This is a genomic window from Halomarina rubra (genome assembly GCF_023699475.1).
Taxonomy (GTDB): Archaea; Halobacteriota; Halobacteria; order Halobacteriales; family Haloarculaceae; genus Halomarina; species Halomarina rubra.
This window is the reverse complement of sequence record NZ_JALXFV010000004.1, coordinates 16,633-43,227: the sequence shown is the minus strand read 5'-3', so window position 1 is coordinate 43,227 and position 26,595 is coordinate 16,633. Positions and strand designations below refer to the sequence as shown.

The following is a 26,595-nucleotide window of genomic DNA, read 5'->3' as shown; positions in this document are numbered from 1 at the left end:
CGAACGCGATGTCGTCGTCGAGGCCGGGACGAACCACCTCGCGGACTGAGTCGGGCGACTCCGATAGCTTCAGGCCGCTCCGTTCTCCCGAGTTGGACGTGAACCACCAGCGACGGGTCGCCACGTTCCTCGACGACCACGACCTGCACGCCCCGCCCGCCCACCGCGTCCTCGACCTCGCCTCCGAGGTCGGCGAACTCGCCAAGGAGGTCAACACCTCGACGGACTACGGCGACTCGCCCGGGACGGTCGCCGTCGCCGAGGACGAACTGGGCGACGCGCTGTTCTGCTTGCTCGCGCTCTGTGAGGAGACGGGCACCGACGCCGAGTCGGCGCTGGAGACCGCGCTGGCGAAGTACGAGTCGCGCCTGGACGAGACGGGCGAGGCGGGGAGCGGAACGTAGCGCTACAGCGAGTTGCGGATCTTCTCGAAGAACCCTTCTTTCACGTCGATTTCCTCGCCGCCGGCTTCGGCGAACGCTTCGAGCGCCTCGCGCTGTTCGGCGTTCATCTGGTCGGGGGTGACGACCTGCACGCGGACGAAGAGGTCGCCCTGCCCGCGACGCTGGAGACGGGGCATCCCCTTCCCGCGCAGGCGGAACGTCTCGCCGCTCTGGGTGCCCTTCGGGAGGTCCATCGAGACGGTGCCGTCGAGCGTCTCCACCTCGAGGTCGTCGCCGAAGACGGCCTGCGGGAACGAGACCGGGTGAGTGACGTAGAGGTCGTCGCCGTCGCGTTCGAAGCGCTCGTCGGCTTCGACCGAGATCTCGACGAGCAGGTCGCCGTCGCGCGCACCCGGTTCGCCGGGCGCACCCTCGCCGTCCATCCGGAGGGTCTGGCCGTCGCGGATGCCCTCGGGCACCTCGATGTCGATGGTGGACTCCTCCATCACGACGCCCTCGCCGTCGCAGTCCGGGCAGGTCTCGCTGTAGAGCGTCCCCTCACCCTCACACTGTGGACAGGTGGTCGTCTGCTGGACGCGCCCGAGTGGCGTCTGCTGAACCCGGACCTGCTGGCCGCGACCGTCACAGCCCGGACAGGTGCGGGCGTCGGCGTCCTCGGGGTGGCCGTGGCCGTCACAGGTCGAACAGCGCGTCGGGCGTGTGACGGTCATCTCCCGGGAGGTGCCGAAGAACGCGTCCTCGAGGTCGATGGTGAGCGCCGCGCGGAGGTCACGACCCGGCCGCGGGCCGCCCCGGCCGCGCCCGCCGCCACCGCCGCCGAAGAACTGCTCGAAGATGTCGTCGAACGGGCTTCCCTGGCCGCCACCCATCCCGCCCATCCCACCGAACGGGTCCTGACCGTTCTGGCTGGCGTCGAAGCCGCGTTTCTCGGCCTGTTCGTAGCGGTCGTGACCCATCTGGTCGTAGGCGGCGCGGGCGTCCTCGTCCGTGAGCACCTCCTTGGCCTTCTTGACCTGTTTGAACTTCTCCTCGGCGTTCGGGTCGTCGCTCACGTCGGGGTGGTACTCGGCGGCCTTCTTGCGGTACGCCTGTTTGATCTCGTCGGCGTCCGCGTCCCGGGAGACCCCGAGTGCGTCGTAGAAGTCCTCGCTCATTCGTTGGGGAAGCGTTGTCCGTTGAGCCACTTGAACAGACCGCCTCGTGCACGTGTCGGTTCTCGGACCAAAACGGGTTTCAGCGAACCTACTTGTGACGAGCTAGCCCACGTCGAACTATGGCAACGGACCCCGACACCGACGCACCGGCCGACGACCGATTCGTTCGCGTCACCGACCGCGAGACGCTCGAGACCGAGGGCCAGGCAGTCGTCAGCGAGGACGGCCAGGCCATCGCGCTGTTCCACCACGAGGGCGAGGTGTTCGCCGTCGACAACCGCTGTCCGCACATGGGCTTCCCTCTCTCCAGAGGCTCTATCGAGGACGGCATCCTCACCTGCCACTGGCACCACGCCCGGTTCGAGTTGGAGGCTGGCGACACGTTCGACATCTGGGCCGACGACGTCCGGACGTTCCCCGTCGAGTTGCGCGAGGACGGCGTCTACCTCGACCCGGACCCACCGAGCGACGTCGACCCCGCGACCCATTGGCGCAACCGTCTCGCCGACGGCCTCCACGAGAACCTCTCGCTGGTGATGGCGAAGGCCGTCATCGGACTCGACGAGCAAGACGAGGGGTTCCACACGCCCGTCGAGACGGCCGTCAACTTCGGGACGCGCTACCGCGAGATGGGGTGGGGCCGCGGGCTGACCACCCTCGGCTGTATGGCGAACCTCTACGACGAGGTCGGCGGCCGCGACAAGCGTCGCGCGATGTTCGTGGGCGTCCGCGAGGTGGCCGACGAGACGGCGGGCGAACCCCCACGGTTCCAGCAGTACGCCTTCGAGAACCGCGACCTCTCGAAAGCACGCCTCAAACAGTGGTTCCGCGACTGCGTCGAGGTCCGGGACCGCGACGGCGCGGAGCGCGTCCTGCTGACCGCCATCGGGAACCTCCCGCGCGAGGACGTCGCGGACATCCTGTTCACCGCGGCGACCGACAGCCTCTACCTGAACAACGGCCACTCGCTGGACTTCGTCAACAAAGCGTTCGAGACGCTAGAGCACGTGGGGTGGGAGGACCACGCCGACGCCGCCCTCGCCTCGACGCTCGACCAACTCACGGGCGCGACACGCTCGGAGGAACTCTCCTCGTGGCGACAGCCGGTCGACATCGCCGAACTGTGTTTCGACGCGCACGACCTGCTGCCGGACCTCGTCGCCGCCGGCGCGGGACAGGAGTGGACGCGGCCCGACGACTTCGTCGAGACGCTCCTCGGCGACGACCCGGAACGCATCGTCGACGCGCTCACCGACGCCGTCCGGAAGGGGGCGACGACCGAGCAGCTCTCGGACGCGGTGGCGCGTGCGGCCTCCCGACGCCTGGCGTACTTCGCGACGAACAACGAGTTCGGCGACTGGAACACCGTCCACCACACGCTCAGCTACGCGAACGCGGTCCACCGCGCGACGGCGAAGACCGACGCCACCGAACTGTACCGCGGCTGTTTCGACGCCGCGATGTCGGTGTACCTCGACCGCTTTCTCAACCAGCCACGCGCACCCGTCCCGACGCCCGGCGAGAGCGACCGCGACCCGGTCGACGTCCGCGAGGACCTCCTGTCGTGCTTCGACGAGCAGGGCAGCGTCAACCGCGCCGCCAGCCTCGTCAGCGAGCACTTCGACGCCGGGGGCGACCCGGCGGACCTGAAACGGACGCTCGGGCGCGGCCTCCTGCGTGAGGACGTGGGGTTCCACACGCTCCAGAACGTCGAGGCCGGGTTCCAGCGGTACGACGCGCTCGTCGCCGACCCGACGACCGACGAACTCGAGAAGCGACTGGCGCTCGTCGCGCCGGCGCGCTACATGGCCGCGCACTTCCCGACGCGACGCTCGGCCGAGCAGACGTTCTCCATCGCGACGCGTCTTCACCAGGGCGAGCGGTTGCACGAGGTCGAGTAAACGGGGCCGACTCGCTGCTCGGAACGAGGAGGACTACCGGTAGTTCTTGAACAGTACGGCGCGCACGTCGTCGCGCGTCTGGACCGTCTCGACCGACCCGTCGGGCAGGTCGACCTCGTAGCGCGCCTCGCCGTCGCCCTCGCGCCACTTGTCGCCGTGGGTGTCGAGGAGGTTCATCATCGCCTGGAGTCGGTCGTTGCCACCCGACTCGGGCGCGGCGGCCCCACCGTCGTCGGACTGGCTCTCGTCCGCCGCGTCCTCGGGCGTCGACTCCTCGGCGTCCGCGTCGACGTCGGTCGCGGCCGACTCGTCGGTGTCGACGCTTTCCTCGGCGTCCGCGCTCGCCTCGGTGTCGGCCGTCGAACCGTCCGTCTCGGTGGGGTGCTCGTCCGCATCCGAGACACCGGTGGCCGCCTCGGCGGCCGGGGGAGCGTCCTGCTCGGTCCCAGCCGCGTCCTCGTCGGGGTCCGCAACGGGTGCGTCCTCCGTCTGCGCGTCGGTCGACGACTCGTCGGTGGTCGACTCGTCTGACGGGGTGTCCTCGGCGACCGGTTCGGCCGAGACTGTTGCCGAGGCCGCGTCGTCGACCCCGTTCGTGACGGACACGGAGACGCTCGCCCCCGACGTCTCGCCCGCCGTCGCGGCCGCGACGACGCCCGCGTCGGCCTGGGGCATCTCGGGTGCGGTCGCCTCGTGGACGTCGATGAGGTACTGGAGCGCGTCCTGGATGCTCACCGTGCCGTAGGGGCCGAGGTACTCCGATTCGAGGGTCGCACGCACGCGTTCGAGGTACGCCAACTGGTCGTCGGTGACGTCGAGCTGTTGCATATGAGAGGCGTTCGGGAGTCCACGTATAAAGTTCCGTGCGTGTCGGTGCCGCACCGAGAGACCATCCCAGTTGTTTTATCGCAACTGCGTTGTAACCCCGAGTATGTCCGACTTCGACACCGACTACGAGAACCTCGAACTGACCGTCGCCGACGGCGTCGCCCACCTGACGCTCGCCTCGACGAGCAACTTCAACTCGCTCAACCCGACGATGGCCGACGAACTGTTCGACGCCGCCACGCGACTGGCCGACGACGAGTCCGTTCGATGTATCACGGTCCGCGGCACCGACGGTGTGTTCTGTGCCGGCGCGGACCTCGCGCTGTTCGACGGCGACGACAGCGACGCTCCCGACCTGCGCTCGCTGGCTTCGACGCTCCACGACACCGTCCTCGCGTTCCACCAGGCTCCGAAACCCGTCGTCGTCGGAGTCAACGGGGTCGCCGCCGGCGCGGGCTTCTCGATGGCGCTCGCCGGCGACGCCGTCGTGATGGCCGACGACGCGCGTCTGGAGTTCGCCTACGGCCGCATCGGTCTGACCGGCGACGGTGGGTCGACGTTCTGGCTCCCGCGCCTCGTCGGCCTCCGCCGCGCGAAGGAACTCGTCCTGATGGACGAACCAATCGACGCCGACTACGCCGTCTCGCTGGGCCTCGTCACCGAGTCCGTCCCGAGCGAGGAGTTCGACGACCGCCTTGCCGCGATGGCCGACCGTCTCGCCAGCGGCCCGACGAAGGCGTTCGGCGCGACCAAACGCCTGCTCGTCGAGAGCTACGGGCGCGACCTGCCGGGGCAGATGGCCGCAGAGACCGACACCATCGCCAACGCGACCCAGACCGAGGACTACGAGCGCGGGTACGCCGCGTTCTTCGGGAAAGAGGACGCCGAGTTCGTCGGCCGGTAGGCGACGCGGTCGCTCCAGCACTCACCCGAGGTTTTTCTCTCGGCCCGCTTCAGTGACCGTGTGCACCGCCGCGCCCTCCTCACGTCGCTCGTCACCGTCCCGCTCGCTGGCTGTACCTCAGTTCTCGGTGGCAGTGACGCGACTCGTGTCGACACGCCGACTGAAACGCCGGTGCGGGCCGTCCCAGCGTCGTTCGAGACGCTCGGCGGGTACGTCGGGCCGAACGACGAGCCCCGAGCCACGGCCCACGCCGGAGAGCGTCGGGTCGTCGTGACCGGACGCGCACACCTCGACGGCTGTCACGAGTTCCACCTGGGCGACGTGACCCTCGTGGACCGGACGGTCGTCGTCGTCGTCGACCAGTCCCCCCTATTCGACGACCTCGACGAGTACGACTGTGGGGCCGCGGACATCGACTACCGCGTCGCCCTGCAGGTCGACCCCGACCGCGTCGACACGGTGGCCGTCGACCACCGCCACCCCGAGTTCGGAACGACGTTCGAGACGACCGTCGACCCGTCCGTGGCGACCACTATCGAAGGCCACGGCTCGCCGGTCGTGTCGACGACAGCAGAAGAGTCGTAGAGAGTCGTTCGGTTACGCGTCGTCGTCTTCCTCGGTCTCGTCGTCCTCCTGAACGTCCTCGAAGTCGGCGTCGACGTACTCCGACTCCTGACCCGCGCCGGGGCCGGCACCCGCTTCGCCGGGACCTGCGCCCGCCGCGCCAGCGCCCGCACCGGGGCCTGCGCCGGCACCCGCACCGCCCGCGGCGGCCTGCTGTTCGTACATCTGCTTGCCGATCTCCTGGAGCTCCTTCGCGAGCGCCTCGCTGGCGTCGCGGAGGTCTTCGGTCGTGGCGTCCTCGTCTTCGAGCGTCTCCTCGACGTCCTCGATGGCCGCCTCGATGTCCTCGCGGAGGTCGTCGGAGACGTTCTCCTCGTTCTCCTCCATGAGCGTGCGGGCACGCTGGACGGAGCCTTCGGCGTCGTTGCGCGCCTCGATGCGCTCGCGCCGCTCCTTGTCCTCCTCGGCGTGCTCTTCGGCCTCCTGTTGCATCCGGTCGATCTCGTCGTCGGAGAGCCCCGCACCGCCCTCGATGGTGATGGACTCGGCGTTACCCGATCCCTTGTCCTCGGCCTCGACGTTGACGATGCCGTTCTCGTCGATGTTGAACGTCACCTCGATCTGTGGCGTGCCGGCAGGCGCGGGCGGGATACCGGCGAGTTGGAACTCGCCGAGCAGTTCGTTCTGGTCGGCCATCTCCCGTTCACCCTGGAACACACGGACCTGGACGTTGGTCTGGTTGTCCGCCGCGGTGGTGAATATCTTCGACTCCTCGGTCGGGATGGTCGTGTTCTTCTCGATGAGACGCTCAAACAGGCCGCCCTTGACCTCGATACCGAGCGAGAGGGGCGTCACGTCGAGCAGGACGATGTCGTCGACCTCCCCGCCGAGCACGCCACCCTGAATCGCCGCGCCCAGCGCGACGACCTCGTCGGGGTTGACGTTCTTCTTCGGGGCCTGGCCGGTGAGCTCCTCGACCTGCTCTTGAACCTGGGGCATCCGCGTGGAGCCACCGACGAGGATGACCTCGTCGATGTCGGACTTCGAGTAGCCGGCGTCCGAGAGCGCCTGTTCGGTCGGTTCGACGGTGCGCCCGACGAGGTCGCTGGTGAGCGACTCGAACTTCGCGCGGCTCAACTTCGTCTCCAGGTTGAGCGGGCCGGAATCGGTCGCCGCGATGAACGGCAGGTTGATGGTCGTCTCCTTGCGACTCGACAACTCGATCTTCGCCTCCTCGGCGGCGTCCTTCAGCCGCTGGAGTGCCTGTCGGTCCTCGCGGAGGTCGACGCCGTGTTCGGCCTCGAACTCGTCGGCGAGGTGGTCGATGATGGCCTCGTCCCAGTCGTCGCCCCCGAGGTCGTTGTCCCCGTTCGTGGCGACGACCTCGTAGACGCCCCCACCCAGGTCGAGGATGGAGACGTCGAACGTGCCGCCCCCGAGGTCGTAGACGAGGACGGTCTGGTCGGAGTCGTCGTCGAGACCGTACGCCATCGACGCGGCGGTCGGTTCGTTGACGATGCGCTCGACCTCGAAGCCGGCGACCTCGCCGGCGTCTTTCGTCGCCTGGCGCTGTTTGTCGTTGAAGTACGCCGGGACCGTGATGACGGCCTTCTCGACGTCGTCGCCCAGGTACTCCTCGGCGTCGCGCTTGATCTTCTGGAGGATCATCGCCGAGATCTCGACGGGCGTGTACTGTTCGCCGTCGATGTCGACGGTGTAGTCCTCCTCGCCCATGTGGCGCTTGATGGAGGAGATGGTGCGCTCTGGGTTCTGGATGGCCTGGTTCTTCGCGGGGCGGCCGACGAGTCGCTCCTCGTCGGTGAAGCCGACGACGGAGGGTGTCGTGCGGTCGCCCTCCCCGTTGACGATGATTTCGGGGTCGCCACCTTCCATCACCGCGAACGCGGAGTTGGTGGTACCGAGGTCGATACCGAGAATCTTGTTGCTCGCCATTACCGTCCCATACCGGCGTCGCACTGGTAAAGCTTGCTGAATACGCCGTCACACACTTTCGGCCCAATCGACCGCAGTGGTGCGGTTTTCGGCGACCTGCCCCCGACCCACCTACGAAGCTTTATACAGAAGTTCCGTACCAGTCGGCTCGGTGTGACCGGTCGCGCCGTTGTCTCGTTCGTCCTGACGCTCACTCGCTTCGCTCAGTCCGAACCGCGCTACTCCTCCCCGTCGCTCACCGTCACCTGCGCGCTCCGGATGACCTTCTCGGCCATCTCGTAGCCCGGCCGGTGGACCTGCGCGACGGTGCCCTCGGGGTGGTCGCTGTCGACGCGCATCAGCACCTCGTGGCGCTGGGGGTCGACCGTCTCGCCCGGTTCCGGCGATATCTCCTCGACGTTCTCCGCGTCGAGGACGTCGTCGAACTGCCGCAGTGTGGACTCGACGCCATCGCGGATGTCGCCCTCCTGGTCGAGGCCGCGTTTGAGGTTGTCCCGAACGTCGACCATCCGGGTGACGAGGTCCTCCGTCGCGCGTTTGGTCTCCTGCTCGCGGCGCTTCTCCATCCGCTTCTTGTAGTTCTGGAAGTCCGCCTGTTTGCGTTTCAGTTGGTTCTGGAGGTCCTCGGTCGTCTCGTCGGCCTCCGCCAGTCGGGCCTCGGCCTCCTCGGCGCGCGCACGGAGCGCCGTTATCTCGCGGGCGATGGTCTCCGCGTCGCTCTCGCGGACGCGCTCGACGAGGTCGGTGGGGACCTCCTCGGCGTCCGTGGCCGTCGTCTCGGCGTCGGGACCGTCCGTCTGCGCTGCCGTCTCCGGGGAGTCGCCGTCGTCGGACTCCGCGGTGGTCGCGTCCGCACCCTCGCTCGCGTCCGTCGCGTCCGTCGGCGGCGTCTCGTCGCTCATACCCGAACCGACGGTCGGCGGCCGTTTAACCCGACCGGAATCGACATGGCCGCTCGCTCGCAACTCGGCGTGTGACACGGCTCTCGTTCGAGGAGGGGACGGTCCGAATCACGGACCCACCCGACGCCCTCGACTGCCCGTGGGTCGAGACCGACCCGCGGACGAAGACGGCCCGCGCGCCGGGCCACCGCTACGCCGCCCTCCGCGAGGAACTCGACGCGCTCGGCGTCGACTACGAGGACGCGGTGCTCGACACCGTGCCGCTCGACCTGACGACGAGCTACGAACTCCGAAGCTACCAGCGCGCCGCCCTCGACGCGTGGCGCGCGAACGACGACCGGGGCGTCCTCGAACTCCCGACCGGGAGCGGCAAGACCGTCGTCGCTATCGCCGCTATCGCCGCCCTCGGCGTTCCGACGCTCGTCGTCGTCCCGACCATCGACCTCGTCGAGCAGTGGCGACGCGAACTGACGACGGAGTTCGACTGCGAGGTCGGCCAGTTCGGCGGCGGGACACAGGAGTTCGGCCCGTTGACCGTCTCGACGTACGACTCGGCGTACCTCCGGGCCGACGAGGTCGGCGGCCGGTTCGGCTTCGTCGTCTTCGACGAGGTCCACCACCTCGGCGGGGAGGGCTACCGCGACATCGCCCGCCTGCTGGCCGCACCCGCCCGGATGGGGCTGACCGCGACGTTCGAGCGACCGGACGGCGCACACGCGGTCGTCGAGGACCTCGTCGGGCCGCTGGTCTACGACGTGAGCGTCGACGACCTGGCGGGCGAACACCTCGCGGACTACGACATCAAGCGCATCAGCGTCGAACTGAACGACGAGGAGCGAGCGGAGTACGAGGAGGAACAGGGGACGTTCACCGACTACCTCGCCAGTTCGAACCTCCAGTTGCGCTCGGGGAGCGACTACCAGAAACTCGTCATGCGCTCGGGGTCGGACCCGCGTGCCCGGGAGGCGTTGCTGGCGAAACAGCGCGCCCGCGACGTGATGATGCACGCCGACGCGAAGGTCGAAGAACTCGAAGCCATCCTCGACCGTCACCGCGAGGACCGCGTCATCGTGTTCACCGCCTCGACGGACCTCGTCTACCGCCTCTCCGAACGGTTCCTGATTCCGGCCATCACCCACGAGACGGGGACGGCAGAACGCCGCGACACCCTCCGACGGTTCCGCGAGGGGACGTACTCGCGGGTCGTCACGGCGAACGTGCTCGACGAGGGCGTCGACGTGCCCGACGCGAACGTCGCCGTCGTCCTCTCGGGGTCGGGGAGCGAACGCGAGTTCACCCAGCGTCTCGGCCGAGTGCTGCGCCCGAAAGGGGCGCAGGGCACCGGCGACGACGAGGACCTCGGGAACACAGGGGTCGGCGAGGACGCCGGTGCCGAGACCGACGGGCCGACGCCCGACGAGGTGTCGGCGGCGCGTGCTGGTCGGGCCGTGCTCTACGAGATCGTCACCGAGGAGACCGCCGAGGAGGGCGTCGCCGCTCGCAGGCGCTGAACCACCCGGCGAGTGCCGGGACGACCGGGTGACGTGGGCCGATATCTATTTCCGCGTCCACGTGTGAGACCCGCGAAGAGGCGGGGACTCGCCCGCCGTTCGAGGCATGGTCGACGACAGTATCATCGCGGAGATCAGAACGGAGAGCCCCAAGCAGATCTTCTACGGCACGACGCGGGCGGTGCCGGACGCCACCATCGAGACCCGCTACCACGCCGCGACGGACCAGGACATCCCGTACCTGTTCTACGCGGTTCGCTGTGAGGACTTCGGCGCGTTCGACGCGGCGCTGGCCGAGGACCCGTCGGTGGCGGACCCGGTCGTGGTCGTCGACGGCGGCAGCGACGCCGACCGACTGTACCGCGTCGAACCCACGCCCGAACTGCTCGTCGTCCCCGTACTCACCAGACACGGCGGCGCGATGCTCAGCGCGTACTGTCGCGACGGCGCGTGGACCGGTCGCTATCAGTTCCCGGGCCGGGAGGCGCTCGTCACGATGCGCGAGTTCTGCTGTGACAACGGCCTCACGTTCGACGTCCAACGGCTGTACCGTGCCGACGACGCGGGCGACTGGGGCGACGCCGGACTCACCGACCGTCAACGCGAAGCCCTGCTCGCGGCCTACGAGGCCGGCTACTTCGACGAACCGCGACTGTCGTCGCTCGAAGACATCGCGTCGACGCTCGACATCTCGGCGACGGCAGTGGGGCGACGGCTCCGACGCGGAACCGCGGGTCTCGTCGAGGCGGTGCTGGGCGGGGACCGCGACCGTATATAAAACAGCAGGTGAGAAACGTGACGCTTCTTCGACCGATGTCCGAAACAGGTTACTGCGCGAGAAGCGCACTACGTCACACCTGCACCGGACAGCAGATCGGGACTTGTCAGAGGCACACCGTCGGTTCTCGTCGGCCGGCCACCACCTTCCGGCCGACACTCTATCCACCGCCCAGCAGTCGCCACCGACCGTCTCGGCGGCGGTCGGGTCGACCGAAGTCGCTTTCCCGGCGCTCGCCCGACGACACGACGTGCTGACGAAGGACCTCCTCCGGGTCAGTCGCCGGGGCGGTGGCTACCGGCCGCAGTTCACCGACGAGGGCGACGTCCGCCTCGCCGCTCGCGTCCTCGGCGTCTACCAGGGTCACGTCGGCCGAACGCGGACCGAGTTGCAGGCCGCGCTCACCGACCTCGAACGCGGGGCCGACGACTTCAAACTCGTCCGCGGGTTCGCCAGTCTCCTCGACCGCGAAGCGACGTTCGAGACCCGTGCTGCCGTCGACCCCGAACGGACCCGTGACGTCGTGTTCGGCGTCGCCGCCGAACGGGGTGTCGTCACCGACGACGACCGGGCGGCGGCGCTGGCGACCGCCGCCGAGCGACTGGGGACGACCCCCGACGCCGTCTCCGACTCGCTGTACGCCGACCGTGAGGAGCGCCAGGTGCTCGCGACGTTCGACGCGCGCTGGGAGCCGGACGAGCTTCGCCGGCAGTACGACCTCTCGCTGGCCCAGACGGCGCTGTTCGACGCCACCGAGGTCCGGGTGCGGACGAACGACCCGAAGGCGTTCGTCTCGGCGGTCAAACGCCTCCGGCTGATGTACGAGATTCGCCGGACCGAGGCGGGACGGGAGGTCGTCGTCACCGGCCCGGACGCGCTGTTCCGGACCTCCAGACGCTACGGGACGCGCTTCGCCCGCCTGCTGCGGACGCTCGTGAAGACGAGCGACTGGCGACTCACCGCGACCGTCGACGACCGCGGGACCGAACGCACCCTCGAACTGGACGCCGACGACCTCTCGCCACCCGGCACCGACCCCGTCGCCGAACCCGCCTTCGACAGCGGCGTCGAGGCCGACTTCGCGACCCGGTTTCGGTCGCTCGACCTCGACTGGTCGCTGGTGCGCGAACCCGAACCGCTCGAATCCGGCGCACACGTCGTCATCCCCGACTTCGCGTTCGACTACGACCACGCGCCGTTCCGCGTCTTCTTCGAGATAATGGGCTTTTGGACGCCCGAGTACGTCGCGAAGAAGCTCTCGCGACTGGCCGACCTGGAGGACGTCGAGTTGCTCGTCGCCGTCGACGAGTCGCTCGGCGTCGGCGAGGACCTCGAAGCGCTCGACCACCGCGCCATCCCCTACCGCGGCACCGTTCGGGTCAAGGACGTGCGTGACGCGCTGCGCCGATACGAGGACGAGTTGGTCGCCGCGAGCGCCGCCTCGTTGCCCGGCGAGGTGCGCCCCGACGCCGACGTGACGACCATCGCCGCGCTCGCGGCGGAGTACGGCGTCAGCGAGGACGCCGTCGAGGGCAAGCCGTTCCCCGACCACGAACGCGTCGGCCGGACGCTGATTCGCCCCGCGGTGCTGGAGGCGCTGGCCGGCCGCGTCGAGGCGGGGATGGCGCTCGCCGACGCCGAGGCCGTGCTGGCCGAGGAGGGTATCACGGACGCGAGCGCGGTGCTCTCTCGACTGGGCTACCGCGTCGAGTGGGAGGGACTGAGCGGCGGGACGCTCCACGAACGGTGACCGGCGGGACGGCCGGGACACGCGTCTCGCGATAGGTTCTTCACCGACCTGGACATATCCCGGCGCGATGAGCGTGCTGCGCCGGGTCGACGCAACGTGGCTGTTCGCCCTCGGCTTCCTGATGTTCCTGCCGGCGGTCGGACTGGGCCCGGAGTGGTTCGAGCTGTTCGGACTGTTCTTCCTCGCGGGTTTCCTGCCGCTCGTACGCTCGGACGACGGCGACCACGGGATGCGGCCGTACGACCGCGCGACGAACGCCCGATTCCTCGTCTCGCAGTTCGTCTTCGGGCTGACGCCGTGGGGCTTCCTCGCGAGCGTGGCCCAGCTGTTCGGCACTGTCGTGGCGTTCGTCCGGTATCGAGGCTCGCCACCGACGCCGGAGTCGTTCGACCAGACCGCCGCGCTCCGCCCGCCGTTCGAGGGCGAGTGGACCGTCGTCAACGGCGGCGTCACGAAGGCGACCAGCCACTCGTGGGGCCTACTCGCCCAGCGCTACGCCTACGACTTCCTCGTCACCGACGAGCGTGGACGGACCCACATCGGGGACGGCGTCTTCCTCGACGACTACTTCGCGTTCGGCGAACCCGTCCTCGCGCCCGCCGCCGGCACCGTCGTCGCTGCGAAGGACGGCCAGCGCGACCACCCCGAACCCGGCACCGGCTGGACCGAGTGGCGGACGTGGGACATCCGAGGCAACCACGTCGTCGTCGACCACGGCGAGGAGTACAGTCTGCTCGCACACCTCCAGGAGGGGAGCGTCGCGGTCGAACCGGGCGACCACGTCGACGTGGGCGAGCAGGTCGGGCGGTGTGGCAACTCCGGGAACTCCACCGAACCGCACCTCCACTACCAGTTGCAGGACACGCCGGGGTTCTACGCGACGATGGGGCTGCCGCCGGCGTTCACCGGCGTCGAGCGGGTCCGCGAGGGGGCACGGGGTCGCCAGCGGTGGGCGTACCTGACCCGCGGCGAACACGTTCGCTACGCGCCACAGGGTGACGAGCGCTAGCGAGTGAGAATCTCCGAAAGACGAGCGGGGAGGAACGACCCGAGAGGAGTCGCCCGACGCTCGCCGAGCGCACACCACGAGCGAACGACTGGACTGACCGTGGCGCGCGCGGTCAGTCGATGTCCCGCTTGCGACCTTTCGGGACCTGCGAACGGAGCTCCCCGTAGAGGTAGAGACCGACGCCGAGCGGTTCGACCGCACCCGCGAGGTCGTGGCTGACGACGAGGTAGCCCCAGTCGCCGTCCCACTTCAGGTCCTGGTCCTCGCCGGCGACGAACCGCTTGGCCTGCTCGTCGTCGAGGAGGACGACGTTCTCGCTCGCATCGCGAGCGAACCGCTGGACGGCGTCCGTGGTGGGTTTCCAGTGGTCCTGACGGACCCTGAGGAACACCATCCCGAGCGCCTCGACGTCGATGGCGTCGGGGGCGTCGCCCGCGTACGCCCAGAGCTTCCCCGCGCCCTTCTCCCAGAACGTGTAGCCGTCGAACGTCTCGGGCGGAACGCCGAAGCGGTCGGCCCAGAAGTCGACGACGGCCTCGCGGGAGGGCCGACCCTCGACCTCGCGGTCGGCAGCCGTCTCGGGGAGGCGCTCGAACACCTGACTGCGGTTCTCCTCGAACGTCCCGTCCGCGTCGTCGCGGCGCTCGTCGTACGTCGCGAAGTCCTCGCCGGGGCCGTCGCTCATGCGGTCACCTCCAGTTTCGCACAGAAGAAGCCGCCCGTGTCGTTGAGGTGGGGCCAGACGCGCTGGGCCAACTCGACGCTCGGGTCGTACTCCTCGCCCTTCCAATCGGTGACACCGGGGCGGGTGTCGAGCGGGACGTCGAACGCGACGAGTTCGCACGACTCCTCGGCGAGCACGGCGTCGAGGACCGCCTCGTTCTCCTCGGGGGCGAACGTACACGTCGAGTAGACGACGGTGCCGCCGGGACGGGTCGTCCGGACGGCCCGCCGGAGGATCTCGCGCTGGATGCCCGCTATCTGCTGGACGTGGCCGAGCGACCAGTCGTCGTGGGCGTCGGGGTTCTTCCGGATGGTCCCCTCACACGAGCACGGCACGTCGACGAGCGCCCGGTCGAAGCGGGGTTGCTCGTCGCTCCCCGCCGGCGTGAACGGCTTGAGCGAGAGGTTGCGGGCGTCCTGGTTCGTGACGACGAGGTTGGTGACGCCACAGCGTTCGGCGTTCGACCGCAACGCGGAGAGTCGCCCGAGGTTGTTGTCGTTGGCGACGAGCGTCCCCGTGTCGTCCATCATCGCCGCGAGCTGGGTGGTCTTCGAGCCGGGGGCGGCACACGGGTCGAGGACGCGTTCGCCCGGTTGTGGGTCACAGACGAGCGCGGGGAGGGCACTCACCTCCTCCTGGCCGTAGAGCCAGCCGTGGAAGTAGGGCCACGACGTGCCCGGCGAGTCCGAGTCGAGTCTGAGCAGTTCGGGCAGCCAGTCGGCCCGTTCGTAGCCGTGGCCGTCCTCGTCGAGCGCACGCATCGCCCGCTCGACGGTGGTCTTGACGGTGTTGACCCGAACGACGGAGGGCAGCGGGCGGTCGCAGGCCGCCCGAAACGCCGCGGCGTCGTCGACGAGCGGGTCGTAGCGCTCCAGCACCATACGCCGCGTACCCGGTGGCCGCGTTTGTGCGTTTCCATCCGCAGGGGGCCGAACGCCCCATCCACCGACGGGCATAGCGTTAACCCGCCACCTCCCGATGACGGGGTATGGCACATATTGCCGTCCACTCGGACGTCGAACTCGACGCCCCCGCGATGGTCGAGGGGCTTCCCGGGCTCGGTCTCGTCGGGAAGATCGCGGCCGACCATCTCGTCTCCTCGCTGGACCTGGAGTACTACGCGGCCGTCCACTGCGACGGCATCCCGCAGGTGTCCGTCTACCAGGCGGACTCTTCGGACCTACTCCCGCCGGTCCGCCTCTACGTCAACGACGACGGGACGCTGCTCGTCCTCCAGAGCGACATCCCCGTCTCCCCACAGGTGGCCGGCGGGTTCGCCGAGTGCATCACCTCGTGGGTCGTCGAGAACGACGTGACGCCGCTGTACATCTCGGGCCTACCCAGCGAGAAAGACGCCGACGTCCCCGACCTCTACGGCGTGGCGACGGGCGACGGCAACGCCCTGCTCGACGAGGCCGGCATCGTCCCGCCCGCAGAAGGCGGCCTCGTCAGCGGTCCGACCGGCGCGCTGCTCGCCGAAGCGGGCGAACAGGGCGTCACGAGCGTCGGTCTCATCGCCGAGGCCAGCAAGCAGTTCCCCGACCCCGAGGCCGCCCGGTCGGTGCTGGAGTACGGCGTCGAACCGCTCGCGGACGTGGAGGTCGACACCGACGACCTAGTCGACCAGGCCGAGGAGATCCGCGAGGCCCGCGAGCGACTCGCCGAGCGGATGCAACAGGCAGAGGGCGACGAGAGCTCACAAGCCCAGCCGCTGCGGATGTTCCAGTAAGCGAGCGACCGACACGCCGACCCGGTCGAACCGGTCGATTCGGGCCGTCGGGCCGTCGGTTCACTCGACCGTCGACCCGTTCCGTCGACTCACCGCTCGGCCGCACACCACGGGCAGAAGTCGTAGTCGCCCTCGATGGTCCGCCGACAGTTGGGACAGCGGTCGGTCGACCCACCGTCGGCCGCGCTCGCCGTCCCGCTGGCGGTCCCACGGGCGGTCGGGGCGTCCGCCCCGCGACTCGCCAGCCAGTAGGCGTCGACGATGCTGAACAGCGTCACCGAGTACAACAGCGCCACCGCCCACAGCGGCAGGCTCTCCTGGGCGGCGAGGACGGCGTCGACGGCCGCACCGAGACTCTCGGCGTCGAGGCCGGCGTCGTCGAACACGTAGAAGAACGTCGAGACCGACAGGAGAAACCAGAGCAGCGCTCGGAGCCACTCCCGGAGGTAGACGTGCCCGAGACCGGGGTAGACGAACGCCAGCATGGCCGCGAGCCACGGTCGACGCCTGCTCATCGTTCGTTCTCGACTCTCGATACACAAGAGCGTTGTGTAGTTCGTGACACACTCGCCGCGAACGACAGTCTCGACCCCTCAGCGCGCCCGAATCTGACCGCGGCGTTCCGACATCTCGGCGCGACACTCAGCGCAGCGTGTCGACCAACTCGCGGAGCGTCGCGAGGTCGTACTGACCCGGCGCGGTCGCTCGCTCGGGGTCGACGGGCGCGAAACCGAGACACGACCCGTACACCGGCGCGACCGCTCGCGAGTGGCGGCCCACCTCGCCCATCGCCATCGTCGCGACCCGGTGACCGGCCGCGGTCTGCGCGTTCGTCAGCGCGAGCAGTCGGAGGACGTCCGAACGGTCCTCGGCGGTCACCGCGAGTTTCGCGACGTCGCCGAACTCCCTGGCCTGGCCCAGCAGGCGGGCGCACTCGCTCCTCGCGGGCGTCTCCTCGAAGTCGTGGATGGACACCACCACCGCCGCGTCGTGCTCGCGGGCGTGGGCGACCGTCCAGAGGGCGTCGTCGTTGCGCGCCCCGACGATGGCCGCGAGTTCGACGTCGACGGCCTCGACCGACGGGTGTTCGGCCGCGGCCGCCAGCGCCATCAGTCGGTCCTCGTCGTCGGGCGCGTCGCCGCCCTCCCACTCGACGCGGTTGGTCGCGAGCAGCGGCAGGTCGCCGTCGTAGTCGTCGAGCGCCGCTAGCGGGTCGCTCGACCGGTCCATCCGGAACTCGACGGCGTCGGCGTGGGCGCGGGCGTCGGGTTCCTCGGTGAGGTCGGCGGTGCTCGCGGCGAGGACGAACCCCTCGAAGTCCATGCTCGGCCCGTCGAGACGGAGCCTCAAAACTCGACCGGGGTGTGCTCGCAGGACCACCGCCGGGTCGCGGGCGGTTCGGTGTCGGTCCCGCCGTCGGGGGCCGTCGCGGCGACCCGCGAGTCGGGAGCCCCCTGGCTCGTGACCCCGTCGACGGCGTACAGCCGAATCCGGCGCTCCTGAGCCGTGACGACCCCGAAGTCGTAGTGTTCTGCCTCGTAGTTGGTGTCGTTCTCGGCGGCGAACGTGGCGTGGCGGGCCAACCGGTCGGTCGCGCGCTCGCGGGTCCGTTCGGGGAGGTCGGCGAGGCGGTCGGCGAACGCCTCGACGAGGCCGGTGTCGAGTTCGGTGCCGACCGAGTTCCGACCCGCGACCATCGCGGCGAGCGTCGTCGTCCCCGTCCCCCAGAACGGGTCGAACACCGTGTCCCCGTACGTCGAGAACATCCGCACCAGTCGGAGCGGGAGTTCGAGCGGGTACGCCGCCGAGCGCTCGCGGGCCTGCTCGGAGAGGCGCTGACTCGTCCCGGTGAACGTCCAGAGGTCCGAGAACCACTCGTTGCGCTCCTCCCAGAAGTACGCCGCCTCGTAGCGGTCGTCGGCCTTCGGTTCGAGTCGTCGGGGGCCACCGTTACGGAACACGAGAATCTGTTCGTGTTCGAGCGTCGGGTAGGCGTTCGGCGGGAGCATCCCCGACCCCATGAACTTCGTGCCGCTGTTGGTGGGTTTGCGCCAGCGGATTCCCGGCAGTTGGGTGAAGCCGTGGGCGCGCAGTCGGGTCGCGAGTTCCGCGCCGTTCGGGTAGAGCGCGAACTCCTCGACGGTCCGGGTGGCGTCGCCGACGTTGATACAGGCGATACCGCCCGGCGCGAGCACCCGGGACAGTTCGGCCCACACCGGGTCCATCGCGTCGTGCATCAGGTCGAACGCACGGTCGCCGTCGCCCGCGTCGAGGGCGTCCCGGACGGTGGGGTCCAACTCGCAGAACAGGTCGTCCCACATCTCGATCATCGGGTACGGCGGCGAGGTGACCACGAGGTCCACGGCGTCCGCTGCGAGCGGCGGGTCCCGGGCGTCGCCGACGTGGACCGCGTGTTCGGTCTGCATGGTCGGAGGTCGACGTGAACGACCTAGTGCCTTGCGGTCGCAAGGGGCCGTGGGAGTCTACGCCGACCGTTCGGTGAGGTCGCCCGCAGAGACGAACGCCGGTCGGCGCTGCATCGTCCCGACCCCGAGGAGGAGCAAGAACGCGCCGATAGCGACGTTGAGGAGGCCGGACAGGTCGCTCCCGGCGAGGGAGAAGCCACCGAGCAGCAGCATCGCGACGCCGAGCAACAGCGTCGAGACGCCGCGGAACGTGAGGTGGTCGATTCGACGGCCCGCGACGATACCGTGTGGACGGCGTGCGGCGACGAGCCCCGACACTCCGGCCGCGAACATCAGGGCCATCCCGGCGAGCGCGACGCGGCCCTCGGTGGCGTTCGACCACGCCGTCGGGTCGAGGGGGACGTCGAACAGGACGAGGAAACCGACCGAGAGGACGAGCAAGAACAGCCCGTAACCGGCGTCGTAGCGGGGGCGCATGGCTGGACGTTCGCGTGAGGGGACAAAAATCGACGGTGGAATCGTCTCGGCGTGAGAATCCGCTGGGGTCCGGCTTACACCGGGAGGTCCTGCTCGGCTTCGAGCAGTTCGTGGTAGCGGTTGCGGATGGTGACCTCCGAGATGTCGGCGACGTCGCTGACGGCGGCCTGGGTCGTCTTCTCGTTCGTCAGGAGCGCGGCGGCGTAGACGGCGGCCGCGGCGAGGCCGACGGGCGACTTCCCGGAGTGGACGCCCTTCTCCTTGGCGTTGCGGAGGAGCTGTCGGGCGCGGTTCTCCGCTTCGTCGGAGAGGCCGAGGGCGCTGGCGAACCGCGGCACGTAGCTCTCGGGGTCCGCGGGCTTCACTTCGAGGCCGAGTTCGCGCACCACGTACCGGTAGGTGCGGGCGATCTCGCTCTTCTCGACGCGACTCACGTCGGCGATCTCGTCGAGCGAGCGCGGGACGCCGGCCTGGCGGGCGGCGGCGTAGACGGCGCTCGTGGCGACGCCCTCGATGGAGCGTCCCGGCAGGAGGTTCTCGTCGAGCGCGCGGCGGTAGATGACGCTCGCGGTCTCCCGGACGTTCTCGGGGAGGCCGAGCGCACTCGCCATGCGGTCGATCTCGCCGAGCGCCTGCTTGAGGTTGCGCTCCTTCGAGTCGCGGGTGCGGAACCGCTCGTTCCACTTCCGGAGCCGCTGCATCTTCGCGCGCTGGCGGCTCCCCAGGGAGTTCCCGTAGGCGTCCTTGTCCCGCCAGTCGATGTTGGTCGACAGTCCCTTGTCGTGCATCATGTTCGTCGTCGGCGCACCGACGCGGGACTTCTGGTCTTTCTCCGCGGAGTCGAACGCGCGCCACTCGGGGCCGCGGTCGACGGCGTCCTCCTCGACGACGAGACCGCAGTCCTGACAGACCGTCTCGCCGTGTTCGCTGTCGTTGATCAGTTGACCGCCGCACTCGGGACAGTCGAGTCCCTCGCGCTCGTCGCTCCGCTCGGTCTCCTCCTCGGTCGCTCTCTCTCGGGTTCGTGTGTTCGAGTCGCTCATTTTGGTCGAGGGCGCACGCTATCCGGGCAGGTTACCCCCGAAAATCCCGGACAGCTGTTTAGTGGTTTACCTTCGCCCGAAACCTTCTTAACCATTCCGATACTCCTTCGAGGGGATACCAGAGTTCTCGATACTGTCACTCCAATGTGAGTGTACGGGTTTCTCTGCGGTCTCGCTTCGCAAGAGCGAACTTCCGACGCGCGCACCGACCCGTATGCACGTCGTCGTCGGCAGCGGAAACCCGGTGAAACGCCGGGCGGTCGAGTCGGTCGTCGCCCGAGCGTGGACGGTCGAGGGCGTCTCCGTCCCCTCGGACGTCGCCGAACAGCCACGTGGTCACGAGGAGACTCGGACCGGCGCGGAGAACCGCGCACGGGCGGCGTACGCGACGAGCGACGACCCCGAATCGAGGCTCGGCGTCGGCATCGAGGGCGGCGTCGCCCGCGTCGAGGGCTGTTCGGGGCTGTTCCTCGTCAACTGGGCGGCGGCGACCGACGGCGACCGGCTGTCGCGCGCGACCGGGCCGTCGTTCCCACTGCCCGACCACGTCGCCCGGCGCGTCGGTGGCGGGGAGGAACTCGGCCCCGTCATGGACGACGAACTCGGCGAGTCAGACGTGAAGAAGAGACAGGGCGCGGCGGGCGTGTTCACCGCCGGGATGGTCGACCGCACGGCGAGTCTCTCGACCGGTGTCGCCGCCGCGCTCGGACCGTTCGTCTCCGAGCAGTACCGCTAGTCGTCGTACTCGGGGACCTCGGCCTCGGGCGTGGCGTCGCGCGACTGCTCGACCGCGGTCGTCAGCGAGACGTTGAGCAGGAGCGTCGAGACGACGCCACCGGCGAGCGTGACGAGGTTCTTCACCGCGTGGTCGAGGACGGCCGCGCCGACGACGACCGCCGAGGGGACGGGCGTGAAGGCGACGACGATGAGCGTGAACGCCCCCTCGTAGAGGCCGACACCGCCGGGGGTGAGGGGGAGCACCTTCGCGAGGTTGCCGACGCTCACCGCGAAGAAGCCGACGGCGACCAGCACGACCGGCGACAGCGAGACGTCGAACGCCGTGAACACGAGCAGCGCGGTCACCACGTCGAGCGTCCAGATGGCGACGCTCGACGCACCCACCCTCGCGAACGCGCGCCGACTGCTCGCCACCTGCTGGACGTCGCCGACGAACCGCTCGATGACCCCCGCGACGTAGTCGGCGTACGAGTCCGAACTCACCCGCCCGACCGCCCGGCGGACGAGGTTCGTCTCCGCACGTGCGCTGGCGACGATGAGCGAGACGAGACAGAGCGTCGTGACGCCGACGAACGCCGCGACGTACAGCGCGGTCCGACCGCTCTCGGCGGACTCCAGGTCGCCCGAGACGCCGCCGACGGCCGACGGGTCGGCCAACCCCGAGGCGGCGAGTCCCACGAGCACCGTCCCCGCCAGCACCGTGATGGTGAGCAGGTCGAACACCCGCTCGACCGCCAGCGACGCGAACCCCGAGGGGTACGGAATCCCTCGCCGGGCCTTGACGATGTACGCCCGGACGGCGTCGCCCGCCCGCGCCGGGAACACGAGGTTGCCGGTCTGTGAGATGAACACCGCCCCGGTGAGGAACCGCGCGCTCTCGCGATACCCCAACTCGGCGAGGATGTCGCGGTAGCGTGCGCCACGCAGCGGCCACGACAGCAGGTAGACGCCCGCCGCCACGGCGACGTACGTCGGGTCGGCCTGCGCCATCTCCTCGAGCACCTGCCCGAAGTCGATGTACTGGGTCATCAACAGCGTCGCGACGAGGACGAGCAGCGTCCCTGCCGCCATGGTCGCCCGTGGCGTCGCTCTCGGTTTGACGGAGAACTCGTACCAGCACCGCAGAATCTGACTGCCCATCCCGAACACGTCGCGCACGAGGTCGACCTTCGTGTCGCCCTTGGGCGTCCAGCGAACCGGGAACTCGTTGATGCGGTAGCCCTCGCGCTGGGCGCGCACGAGCACCTCGGTGTCCCAGAACCAGTGTTGGTCCTCCACGTCGTCGAGCAGGGAGAACAGCGCCTCGCGGTCGAACGCCTTGAACCCGCACTGGTGGTCCCGGAGGTCCGACCCGAGCATGAGTCGGGTCATCGTGTTGAACCCACGGGAGGGGACCCCGCGCTTTCGGGGGCGGTCGGCGACCTCGCCGGGAATCCAACGCGACCCCGTCGCGACGTCGTACTCGCCCGAGCGCACCGACTCGACCAGCTCTTCGAGGTGGTGCATGTCGGTCGCGAGGTCCGTGTCGAAGTAGACGAGCGTCTCGCCGTCGGCCTCGCGGAACGCCCGGACGAGCGCGCCGCCCCGTCCCAGTCGTTCGTCGGAGTGGACGTGGCGGACGCGGTGGTCTCGACCCGCGAAGCGGGCGGCTATCTCCGGCGTGCGGTCGTCACAGCCGTCCTCCGCGACGATGACTTCGAACGTGTCCTCGGGGAGAAACGAACCGAGCGTGTCGAGGGTCGTCCCGATGGTGCCCTCGATGGTCGCCTCCTCGTTGTACGCGGGGAGGACGACGCTCACCTCGACGGTCATTGCTCGCGGTTGCGTGCTCCGACGTATCAACCTTCTGGGTGCGTATCGTGTTCAGGCCCGAACGACGTTCCACGGCCGCTCAGTCCGCGCCCCCGGGCGAGCGGACCTCCGCGAAGTCCGCCAGCGAGGTCTCGACGCGCTCCTCCGCGTCCGAGAGCGCGTCGAACGGTCGGTCCACGACGAGGTTCCCGGCGCGCTGCTTTCCGAGGCCCGGAATCGCCGTCAGTTCGTCCATCGACGCGGCGTTGACGTCCAACGGGTACGGCACACCCGAAACCGACCGGTAGCCGTGGTCGGTGACCGCGACGTCGAGGGTGCGACCGAGTTCGTGTTCGCCCGGTATCGCCACGAGCAGGGGGTAGGTACCCAACTGCCGGCCGAACGTCTTGCCGTCCTGGTGGTACTCCAGGTGGACGTTCGGCAGACGGGTGCCCGCGGGAGCCACGCGTCGCAACATCGGCTGGTCTATCTCCTCTCGGACGCGGCTCTTGTACTGCTTGAACAGCTTCTTGTGGTCCTTCGCGATCTGTGAGCCGGTCTCCGACATCTCGGTCCCGTCGAACGCCATCACCTGCCGGATGTTGACCCGTCGGAGCATCAGGCCCGCGTCGTAGACGCGGTGGAGGAACTGCTCGTTCAACTCGTAGGTCTCCCGGGTCTCGCCTTTCAGCCCGTGGAGCAGGTTGATGCCGGGCAGGAGCTTCGGGAGGCGGCTCGTAGCGTCCTCGCCGTGGGTCGGGGCCTGCGAGGGATCGTCGCCGGGTCGCCACCCCGCGGCCTCGTTGACGATGCGGACCGCCTCGAAGCACTCGTCGGCGGTGACGTTGAGGTTGTTCTCCTCCTGGACGACGGGGTCCGCCGATTCGAGGCCGAACGCCGCGGTGTCGCCGGGCGTGTTGTGTTCGGCGATGACCTCGATACCCTCTCGGGAGCGCTCGGGGTACTCGACGACGGTGATGGGGTTCATGTTGTCGAGGTGGAGCGTCCCGAGGTCGGGAGCCACCTCGCGGATACCGCCGTACAGCTCCCGGAGCGCGTCGGGGTTCGGGGCCTCGCCGTCGCCGCCGTACGCGAGGATGTCGGCCTGTCGCCCCAGTCGGAAGTGTCGGACGCCGCGTTCGTACAGCGCCTCCACCTCGGCGACGACGGTCTCGGGCGGGCGGAACGTCGGGTTGCCGTACAGCGGTTCGGTGCAGAACGAACAGCGGTACGGACAGCCCCGGCCCGTCTCCAACTCGGCGATGAGGTAGTCGGGGTGGTTGGGGTGGTTCTCGACGACGAACGCGCCCTTCTGCGCCCAGCGCGTCACCTCCTCGACGTCGCGCATCCGGTTGTTGAACCCCTCCAGACCGCTCTCGACGAGGTCGAAGGCGGCCGCCTCGACGTCGCCCTTCGCGACGAAGTCGTAGTCGAGGTCCTTGCGCTCCATGTCGCTCGCGCCCTCGTTCTGGTCGCCGACGCCGAAGCGGACGGGACCACCCATCAGCGTCGTCCCCTCGGCCATCCACGCCATCCGCCTGACCTCGTCGGGTTCGGCGGGGGTGCCCCCGACGTACTTGCCGGGGACGGTCATCCCGCCGATGTAGACGACGAGGTCGGCGGTCTCGACGTCCTGCCACTTCGCGGGCGTCTCTCGGAGGGCGTCGATGGTGTGGTAGGTGATGCGGGACTCGGGGACGCCCGCGTCGACGAGCGCGCCGGCGGTGTATCGGGGGTACGTCGAGACGTACGGGGGCACCCCGAAGTGTGCCGGCTCGTCGACGTAGCCGTCCACGAGCGTCACGTCGAGCGTCGCCGGGTCGGTCATGGCCCAGTTACCTGCCCGACGTGGAAAACGGTGACGACACGGACGACGCGAGGGGCGAACCCACAAGCTATTCCTCCGGGTGGCGAACAAGGGAGACCGAATGCCCTCCCGACGAACCGTCCTCGGTGGTGTGGCCGGTCTGCTCTCCGCGCTGGCCGGCTGTAGCCTCCTCCCGCCGCCACCGGGCGAGGAACCCCACCCGACCCGCGACTGGCTCTACGACCCGAGTCGGTTCGCCGACGACTGGCGACGCTACCGGGCGTCGGTCTGGACGCCCGCACTGTGGGACGAACACCGCCGCTGGCTCGGCACCGACGCCGTCGACGAGGCACTCGACCGCCACCGACCGTACCACCGGGCGTTCGGCGTCGAGACCCGCGACGTCGACTGGGAACTCAGCGTCGGCGACCCCGGCGACGCGCTCCCCGCGTTGCGCGTCTCGGCGGCCGCATTCGACCGGCGACGCATCGAACGCACCCTGAACACGACCACCCGAGAGCGCGCCGACGACTACCGGACGATGGCGATGTTCCGTGCACCCGACCGCGACCGGGCGTACGCCGTCGGCGGGGACTACCTCGTCGACTGTCGCGCGCCGACCGCCGACCCGGACGAGACGCTCCGAACCTGCATCGACACCCAGACCGGCCGGCTCGACCGGTTCACCGACGCCAACGAGCACTGCCGACGACTCGCCGACGCGCTCGCCGAGGACGCCGAGTTCGGGTTCGAGGTGCTGCCCGGCCCCGAGAGCGGCGTCCTCGGCCGCGGCTGGCGACGGCTGTTCGACGAGGAGACGACGTATCTCAAGGGGGTCGTGCTGTTCGAGGAGGAGCGGCCGGAGGACGCGGGCGTCGGCGACCGCCTCTCGCTCGCCGAGTGGCACGGCGACCGCGAACCCGACACCCGCGTCGACGGACGGTTGGGCGTCCTGACCGCCGAGTGCCCGACCGAGACGGTCCGTCTCGACAGCGCCCCGGTCGTCTTCGGCTGAGCCGCCCGGCGGTGGTCAGTCGAGGGCCATCCCCTCGACGATGGGGAACTCCTCGTCGCCCTCGAACCGGTTCGGGTCGAACGCGTCGATACCCTCCCCACCGAGCACCTGCTCGGCCATGCGCTCGGCGAGCGCCGGTGCACGCATGAAGCCGTGGCCCTGCCAGCCGGCGGCGACGAACACGCCCGGTGCGCGCTCGCCGAACAGCGGGTGGCCGTCGGGTGTGGCCGTACACAGCCCCGCCCACGCGCGGTCGACCGGGTACGACCGCCCGAGCGCGGTCTCCAGGTAGCCCGCACAGTCCGCGACGAACCAGTCGTCGGCGTCCCGCACCCAGTCGTCGGGGTCGCGCTCGACCGGTTCGGTGCCGTCGCCGACGAGCAGGCCACCCTCCCGCGGTCGGAGGTAGTACCCGCCCGTCGCGTCGTAGGCCATCGGGACGCGGTCGGTGACGGGGTCCGGGTCGGTGACGAGCGCCTGCACCCGGTAGGGCTTGAGCGGAACGGCGAGGTCCGCGTCGGCGAGGACCCGCCGGGTGTGTGCGCCCGCAGCGACGCAGACGGCGTCGTAGCGCTCGCTCCCCGCCTCGGTCTCGACTCGCGGCGAACCGGTGTCGTCGCGCCCGGTCCCGTCACCCGTCCGGAGACGGGCGGGCGTCCCCTCACGGACCTCGACGCCCGCCTCGCGCGCAGCGTCGGCCATCGCGGCCGTGTACGCACCCGGGTCGGTGTAGCCCGCGTTCCGGGCGACGGCGGCGAGGGCCACGTCGTCGGTCCGCAGGTCGGGGAACTCGGTAGCGAGGTCGTCGGGGTCGACCAGCGAGACCTCCCGGTCGTGCTCGCGCATCCGGGCGACGCCCTCTCGGACGGCCTCGGCGCGGCGGTCGTCCCCGTCCCTGACGAGGACGACGTACGGGCAGTCCGTGAACCGGAAGTCGCCGGTCCCGGAGAACTCGCGGAACCGTTTGAGCGCCCGGTCGCCGACCGCGGCGTCGATACGGTCGGCGTAGGCGTCGTAACAGACGCCTGCCGCCCGGCCGCTCGCGCCGTCGGCGACCGCACCGCGTTCGTACAGCGTCACGCTCGCGCCGCGGACCGCGAGGTCGTGCGCGACGGTGACGCCGAACGCCCCGCCACCGACGACGGCGACGGACGGGTCGGATTCGTCGGGTCGTGTCATACCCCGGC

Annotated in this window: 25 protein-coding genes; 11 read left to right on the top strand and 14 right to left on the bottom strand. The window is 69.6% G+C overall.

Annotation, left to right across the window (positions count from 1 at the left end; all coding sequences use genetic code 11):
• Window positions 1–404 (top strand): MazG nucleotide pyrophosphohydrolase domain-containing protein (locus M1L36_RS09540; protein WP_305794449.1); only part of this gene is annotated, 404 nt, incomplete at its 5' end.
• Between the two features lie 2 nt (window positions 405–406).
• On the opposite strand, the gene dnaJ is transcribed toward M1L36_RS09540, so the two are convergent.
• Window positions 407–1,558 carry a molecular chaperone DnaJ gene (dnaJ, locus tag M1L36_RS09535; protein WP_250873505.1) on the bottom strand — a complete coding sequence of 384 codons (1,152 nt, stop codon included), beginning with the start codon at window positions 1,556–1,558 and terminating at the stop codon, window positions 407–409.
• 119 nt (window positions 1,559–1,677) lie between these two features.
• Here dnaJ and M1L36_RS09530 point away from each other — a divergent pair, with 119 nt between their 5' ends.
• Window positions 1,678–3,459 carry a Rieske (2Fe-2S) protein gene (locus tag M1L36_RS09530; protein ID WP_250873504.1) on the top strand — a complete coding sequence of 594 codons (1,782 nt, stop codon included), beginning with the start codon at window positions 1,678–1,680 and terminating at the stop codon, window positions 3,457–3,459.
• Window positions 3,460–3,492: 33 nt separating this feature from the next.
• On the opposite strand, the gene M1L36_RS09525 is transcribed toward M1L36_RS09530, so the two are convergent.
• On the bottom strand, window positions 3,493–4,287 hold the full coding sequence (locus M1L36_RS09525) for a hypothetical protein (protein ID WP_250873503.1): 795 nt from the start codon (window positions 4,285–4,287) through the stop codon (window positions 3,493–3,495).
• A gap of 103 nt (window positions 4,288–4,390) precedes the next feature.
• Between M1L36_RS09525 and M1L36_RS09520 the strand changes: the two genes are divergently transcribed.
• Both M1L36_RS09520 and M1L36_RS09515 read left to right on the top strand, forming a co-directional pair.
• Window positions 4,391–5,191, top strand: a complete 801-nt coding sequence (locus M1L36_RS09520) for an enoyl-CoA hydratase/isomerase family protein (RefSeq protein ID WP_250873502.1) — start codon at window positions 4,391–4,393, stop codon at window positions 5,189–5,191.
• A 60-nt stretch (window positions 5,192–5,251) separates the two neighbouring features.
• Window positions 5,252–5,776: a hypothetical protein gene (locus M1L36_RS09515; protein ID WP_250873501.1), complete on the top strand. Its 525-nt coding sequence runs from the start codon at window positions 5,252–5,254 to the stop codon at window positions 5,774–5,776.
• A gap of 12 nt (window positions 5,777–5,788) precedes the next feature.
• Here the strand turns inward: M1L36_RS09515 and dnaK are convergent, their stop codons facing one another.
• Window positions 5,789–7,708 carry a molecular chaperone DnaK gene (gene dnaK, locus M1L36_RS09510; RefSeq protein ID WP_250873500.1) on the bottom strand — a complete coding sequence of 640 codons (1,920 nt, stop codon included), beginning with the start codon at window positions 7,706–7,708 and terminating at the stop codon, window positions 5,789–5,791.
• A gap of 218 nt (window positions 7,709–7,926) precedes the next feature.
• Window positions 7,927–8,610 carry a nucleotide exchange factor GrpE gene (locus M1L36_RS09505; protein ID WP_250873499.1) on the bottom strand — a complete coding sequence of 228 codons (684 nt, stop codon included), beginning with the start codon at window positions 8,608–8,610 and terminating at the stop codon, window positions 7,927–7,929.
• A gap of 71 nt (window positions 8,611–8,681) precedes the next feature.
• Between M1L36_RS09505 and M1L36_RS09500 the strand changes: the two genes are divergently transcribed.
• From M1L36_RS09500 to M1L36_RS09485, 4 genes are all read left to right on the top strand, one after another.
• Window positions 8,682–10,121 (top strand): DEAD/DEAH box helicase family protein, encoded by a 1,440-nt coding sequence (locus M1L36_RS09500; RefSeq protein ID WP_250873498.1) that lies wholly within the window; start codon window positions 8,682–8,684, stop codon window positions 10,119–10,121.
• Between the two features lie 106 nt (window positions 10,122–10,227).
• Entirely contained in the window at window positions 10,228–10,899 is a 672-nt protein-coding gene (locus M1L36_RS09495) for a helix-turn-helix domain-containing protein (RefSeq protein ID WP_250873497.1), read from the top strand.
• Between the two features lie 250 nt (window positions 10,900–11,149).
• Window positions 11,150–12,649: a DUF790 family protein gene (locus M1L36_RS09490; RefSeq protein ID WP_250873548.1), complete on the top strand. Its 1,500-nt coding sequence runs from the start codon at window positions 11,150–11,152 to the stop codon at window positions 12,647–12,649.
• Window positions 12,650–12,716: 67 nt separating this feature from the next.
• Window positions 12,717–13,658 carry a M23 family metallopeptidase gene (locus M1L36_RS09485; protein WP_250873496.1) on the top strand — a complete coding sequence of 314 codons (942 nt, stop codon included), beginning with the start codon at window positions 12,717–12,719 and terminating at the stop codon, window positions 13,656–13,658.
• A gap of 112 nt (window positions 13,659–13,770) precedes the next feature.
• Here M1L36_RS09485 and M1L36_RS09480 read toward each other — a convergent pair whose 3' ends face one another.
• Both M1L36_RS09480 and M1L36_RS09475 read right to left on the bottom strand, forming a co-directional pair.
• Entirely contained in the window at window positions 13,771–14,343 is a 573-nt protein-coding gene (locus M1L36_RS09480; protein WP_250873495.1) for a DUF7122 family protein, read from the bottom strand.
• Complete coding sequence (locus M1L36_RS09475) at window positions 14,340–15,263, bottom strand: RsmB/NOP family class I SAM-dependent RNA methyltransferase (RefSeq protein WP_250873494.1); 924 nt, start codon at window positions 15,261–15,263, stop codon at window positions 14,340–14,342. Before M1L36_RS09475 ends, M1L36_RS09480 begins: the two co-directional genes overlap by 4 nt.
• Before the next feature lie 107 nt (window positions 15,264–15,370).
• Here M1L36_RS09475 and M1L36_RS09470 point away from each other — a divergent pair, with 107 nt between their 5' ends.
• Window positions 15,371–16,111 (top strand): proteasome assembly chaperone family protein, encoded by a 741-nt coding sequence (locus M1L36_RS09470; RefSeq protein ID WP_250873493.1) that lies wholly within the window; start codon window positions 15,371–15,373, stop codon window positions 16,109–16,111.
• An 89-nt stretch (window positions 16,112–16,200) separates the two neighbouring features.
• Here M1L36_RS09470 and M1L36_RS09465 read toward each other — a convergent pair whose 3' ends face one another.
• The 5 genes from M1L36_RS09465 to M1L36_RS09445 form a co-directional block, all read right to left on the bottom strand.
• Window positions 16,201–16,626, bottom strand: a complete 426-nt coding sequence (locus M1L36_RS09465; protein ID WP_250873492.1) for a DUF6677 family protein — start codon at window positions 16,624–16,626, stop codon at window positions 16,201–16,203.
• A 127-nt stretch (window positions 16,627–16,753) separates the two neighbouring features.
• Window positions 16,754–17,434 (bottom strand): type I 3-dehydroquinate dehydratase, encoded by a 681-nt coding sequence (locus M1L36_RS09460; protein WP_250873491.1) that lies wholly within the window; start codon window positions 17,432–17,434, stop codon window positions 16,754–16,756.
• A 23-nt stretch (window positions 17,435–17,457) separates the two neighbouring features.
• Window positions 17,458–18,537, bottom strand: coding sequence for a DNA-methyltransferase (locus tag M1L36_RS09455; RefSeq protein WP_250873490.1), 1,080 nt, complete (start codon window positions 18,535–18,537; stop codon window positions 17,458–17,460).
• Between the two features lie 57 nt (window positions 18,538–18,594).
• Window positions 18,595–19,014: a DUF7994 family protein gene (locus M1L36_RS09450; protein ID WP_250873489.1), complete on the bottom strand. Its 420-nt coding sequence runs from the start codon at window positions 19,012–19,014 to the stop codon at window positions 18,595–18,597.
• Window positions 19,015–19,088: 74 nt separating this feature from the next.
• Window positions 19,089–20,057 (bottom strand): transcription initiation factor IIB, encoded by a 969-nt coding sequence (locus tag M1L36_RS09445; RefSeq protein WP_250873488.1) that lies wholly within the window; start codon window positions 20,055–20,057, stop codon window positions 19,089–19,091.
• A gap of 214 nt (window positions 20,058–20,271) precedes the next feature.
• On the opposite strand from M1L36_RS09445, the gene M1L36_RS09440 reads away from it, so the two are divergent.
• A complete protein-coding gene (locus M1L36_RS09440; RefSeq protein WP_250873487.1) occupies window positions 20,272–20,793 on the top strand; it encodes a DUF84 family protein in 522 nt (173 codons plus the stop codon).
• Here the strand turns inward: M1L36_RS09440 and M1L36_RS09435 are convergent.
• Together M1L36_RS09435 and M1L36_RS09430 are read right to left on the bottom strand one after the other, a co-directional pair.
• On the bottom strand, window positions 20,790–22,607 hold the full coding sequence (locus tag M1L36_RS09435) for a flippase-like domain-containing protein (RefSeq protein ID WP_250873486.1): 1,818 nt from the start codon (window positions 22,605–22,607) through the stop codon (window positions 20,790–20,792). The genes M1L36_RS09440 and M1L36_RS09435 overlap by 4 nt on opposite strands.
• Window positions 22,608–22,686: 79 nt before the next feature.
• Entirely contained in the window at window positions 22,687–24,414 is a 1,728-nt protein-coding gene (locus tag M1L36_RS09430; RefSeq protein WP_250873485.1) for a radical SAM protein, read from the bottom strand.
• 100 nt (window positions 24,415–24,514) lie between these two features.
• Between M1L36_RS09430 and M1L36_RS09425 the strand changes: the two genes are divergently transcribed.
• Window positions 24,515–25,408, top strand: coding sequence for a hypothetical protein (locus M1L36_RS09425; protein WP_250873484.1), 894 nt, complete (start codon window positions 24,515–24,517; stop codon window positions 25,406–25,408).
• Window positions 25,409–25,423: 15 nt separating this feature from the next.
• Here M1L36_RS09425 and M1L36_RS09420 read toward each other — a convergent pair whose 3' ends face one another.
• Complete coding sequence (locus tag M1L36_RS09420; protein WP_250873483.1) at window positions 25,424–26,587, bottom strand: NAD(P)/FAD-dependent oxidoreductase; 1,164 nt, start codon at window positions 26,585–26,587, stop codon at window positions 25,424–25,426.
• Window positions 26,588–26,595 lie beyond the last annotated feature (8 nt).

Bases quoted from the DNA above. Each gene is read 5' to 3' on its own strand.
- dnaJ (WP_250873505.1), bottom strand. From the start codon at position 1,558: ATGAGCGAGGACTTCTACGACGCACTCGGGGTCTCCCGGGACGCGGAC.
- M1L36_RS09530 (WP_250873504.1), top strand. From the start codon at position 1,678: ATGGCAACGGACCCCGACACCGACGCACCGGCCGACGACCGATTCGTT.
- M1L36_RS09525 (WP_250873503.1), bottom strand. From the start codon at position 4,287: ATGCAACAGCTCGACGTCACCGACGACCAGTTGGCGTACCTCGAACGC.
- M1L36_RS09520 (WP_250873502.1), top strand. From the start codon at position 4,391: ATGTCCGACTTCGACACCGACTACGAGAACCTCGAACTGACCGTCGCC.
- dnaK (WP_250873500.1), bottom strand. From the start codon at position 7,708: ATGGCGAGCAACAAGATTCTCGGTATCGACCTCGGTACCACCAACTCC.
- M1L36_RS09505 (WP_250873499.1), bottom strand. From the start codon at position 8,610: ATGAGCGACGAGACGCCGCCGACGGACGCGACGGACGCGAGCGAGGGT.
- M1L36_RS09495 (WP_250873497.1), top strand. From the start codon at position 10,228: ATGGTCGACGACAGTATCATCGCGGAGATCAGAACGGAGAGCCCCAAG.
- M1L36_RS09485 (WP_250873496.1), top strand. From the start codon at position 12,717: ATGAGCGTGCTGCGCCGGGTCGACGCAACGTGGCTGTTCGCCCTCGGC.
- M1L36_RS09480 (WP_250873495.1), bottom strand. From the start codon at position 14,343: ATGAGCGACGGCCCCGGCGAGGACTTCGCGACGTACGACGAGCGCCGC.
- M1L36_RS09475 (WP_250873494.1), bottom strand. From the start codon at position 15,263: ATGGTGCTGGAGCGCTACGACCCGCTCGTCGACGACGCCGCGGCGTTT.
- M1L36_RS09470 (WP_250873493.1), top strand. From the start codon at position 15,371: ATGGCACATATTGCCGTCCACTCGGACGTCGAACTCGACGCCCCCGCG.
- M1L36_RS09465 (WP_250873492.1), bottom strand. From the start codon at position 16,626: ATGAGCAGGCGTCGACCGTGGCTCGCGGCCATGCTGGCGTTCGTCTAC.
- M1L36_RS09460 (WP_250873491.1), bottom strand. From the start codon at position 17,434: ATGGACTTCGAGGGGTTCGTCCTCGCCGCGAGCACCGCCGACCTCACC.
- M1L36_RS09455 (WP_250873490.1), bottom strand. From the start codon at position 18,537: ATGCAGACCGAACACGCGGTCCACGTCGGCGACGCCCGGGACCCGCCG.
- M1L36_RS09450 (WP_250873489.1), bottom strand. From the start codon at position 19,014: ATGCGCCCCCGCTACGACGCCGGTTACGGGCTGTTCTTGCTCGTCCTC.
- M1L36_RS09445 (WP_250873488.1), bottom strand. From the start codon at position 20,057: ATGAGCGACTCGAACACACGAACCCGAGAGAGAGCGACCGAGGAGGAG.
- M1L36_RS09440 (WP_250873487.1), top strand. From the start codon at position 20,272: ATGCACGTCGTCGTCGGCAGCGGAAACCCGGTGAAACGCCGGGCGGTC.
- M1L36_RS09435 (WP_250873486.1), bottom strand. From the start codon at position 22,607: ATGACCGTCGAGGTGAGCGTCGTCCTCCCCGCGTACAACGAGGAGGCG.
- M1L36_RS09430 (WP_250873485.1), bottom strand. From the start codon at position 24,414: ATGACCGACCCGGCGACGCTCGACGTGACGCTCGTGGACGGCTACGTC.
- M1L36_RS09425 (WP_250873484.1), top strand. From the start codon at position 24,515: ATGCCCTCCCGACGAACCGTCCTCGGTGGTGTGGCCGGTCTGCTCTCC.
- M1L36_RS09420 (WP_250873483.1), bottom strand. From the start codon at position 26,587: ATGACACGACCCGACGAATCCGACCCGTCCGTCGCCGTCGTCGGTGGC.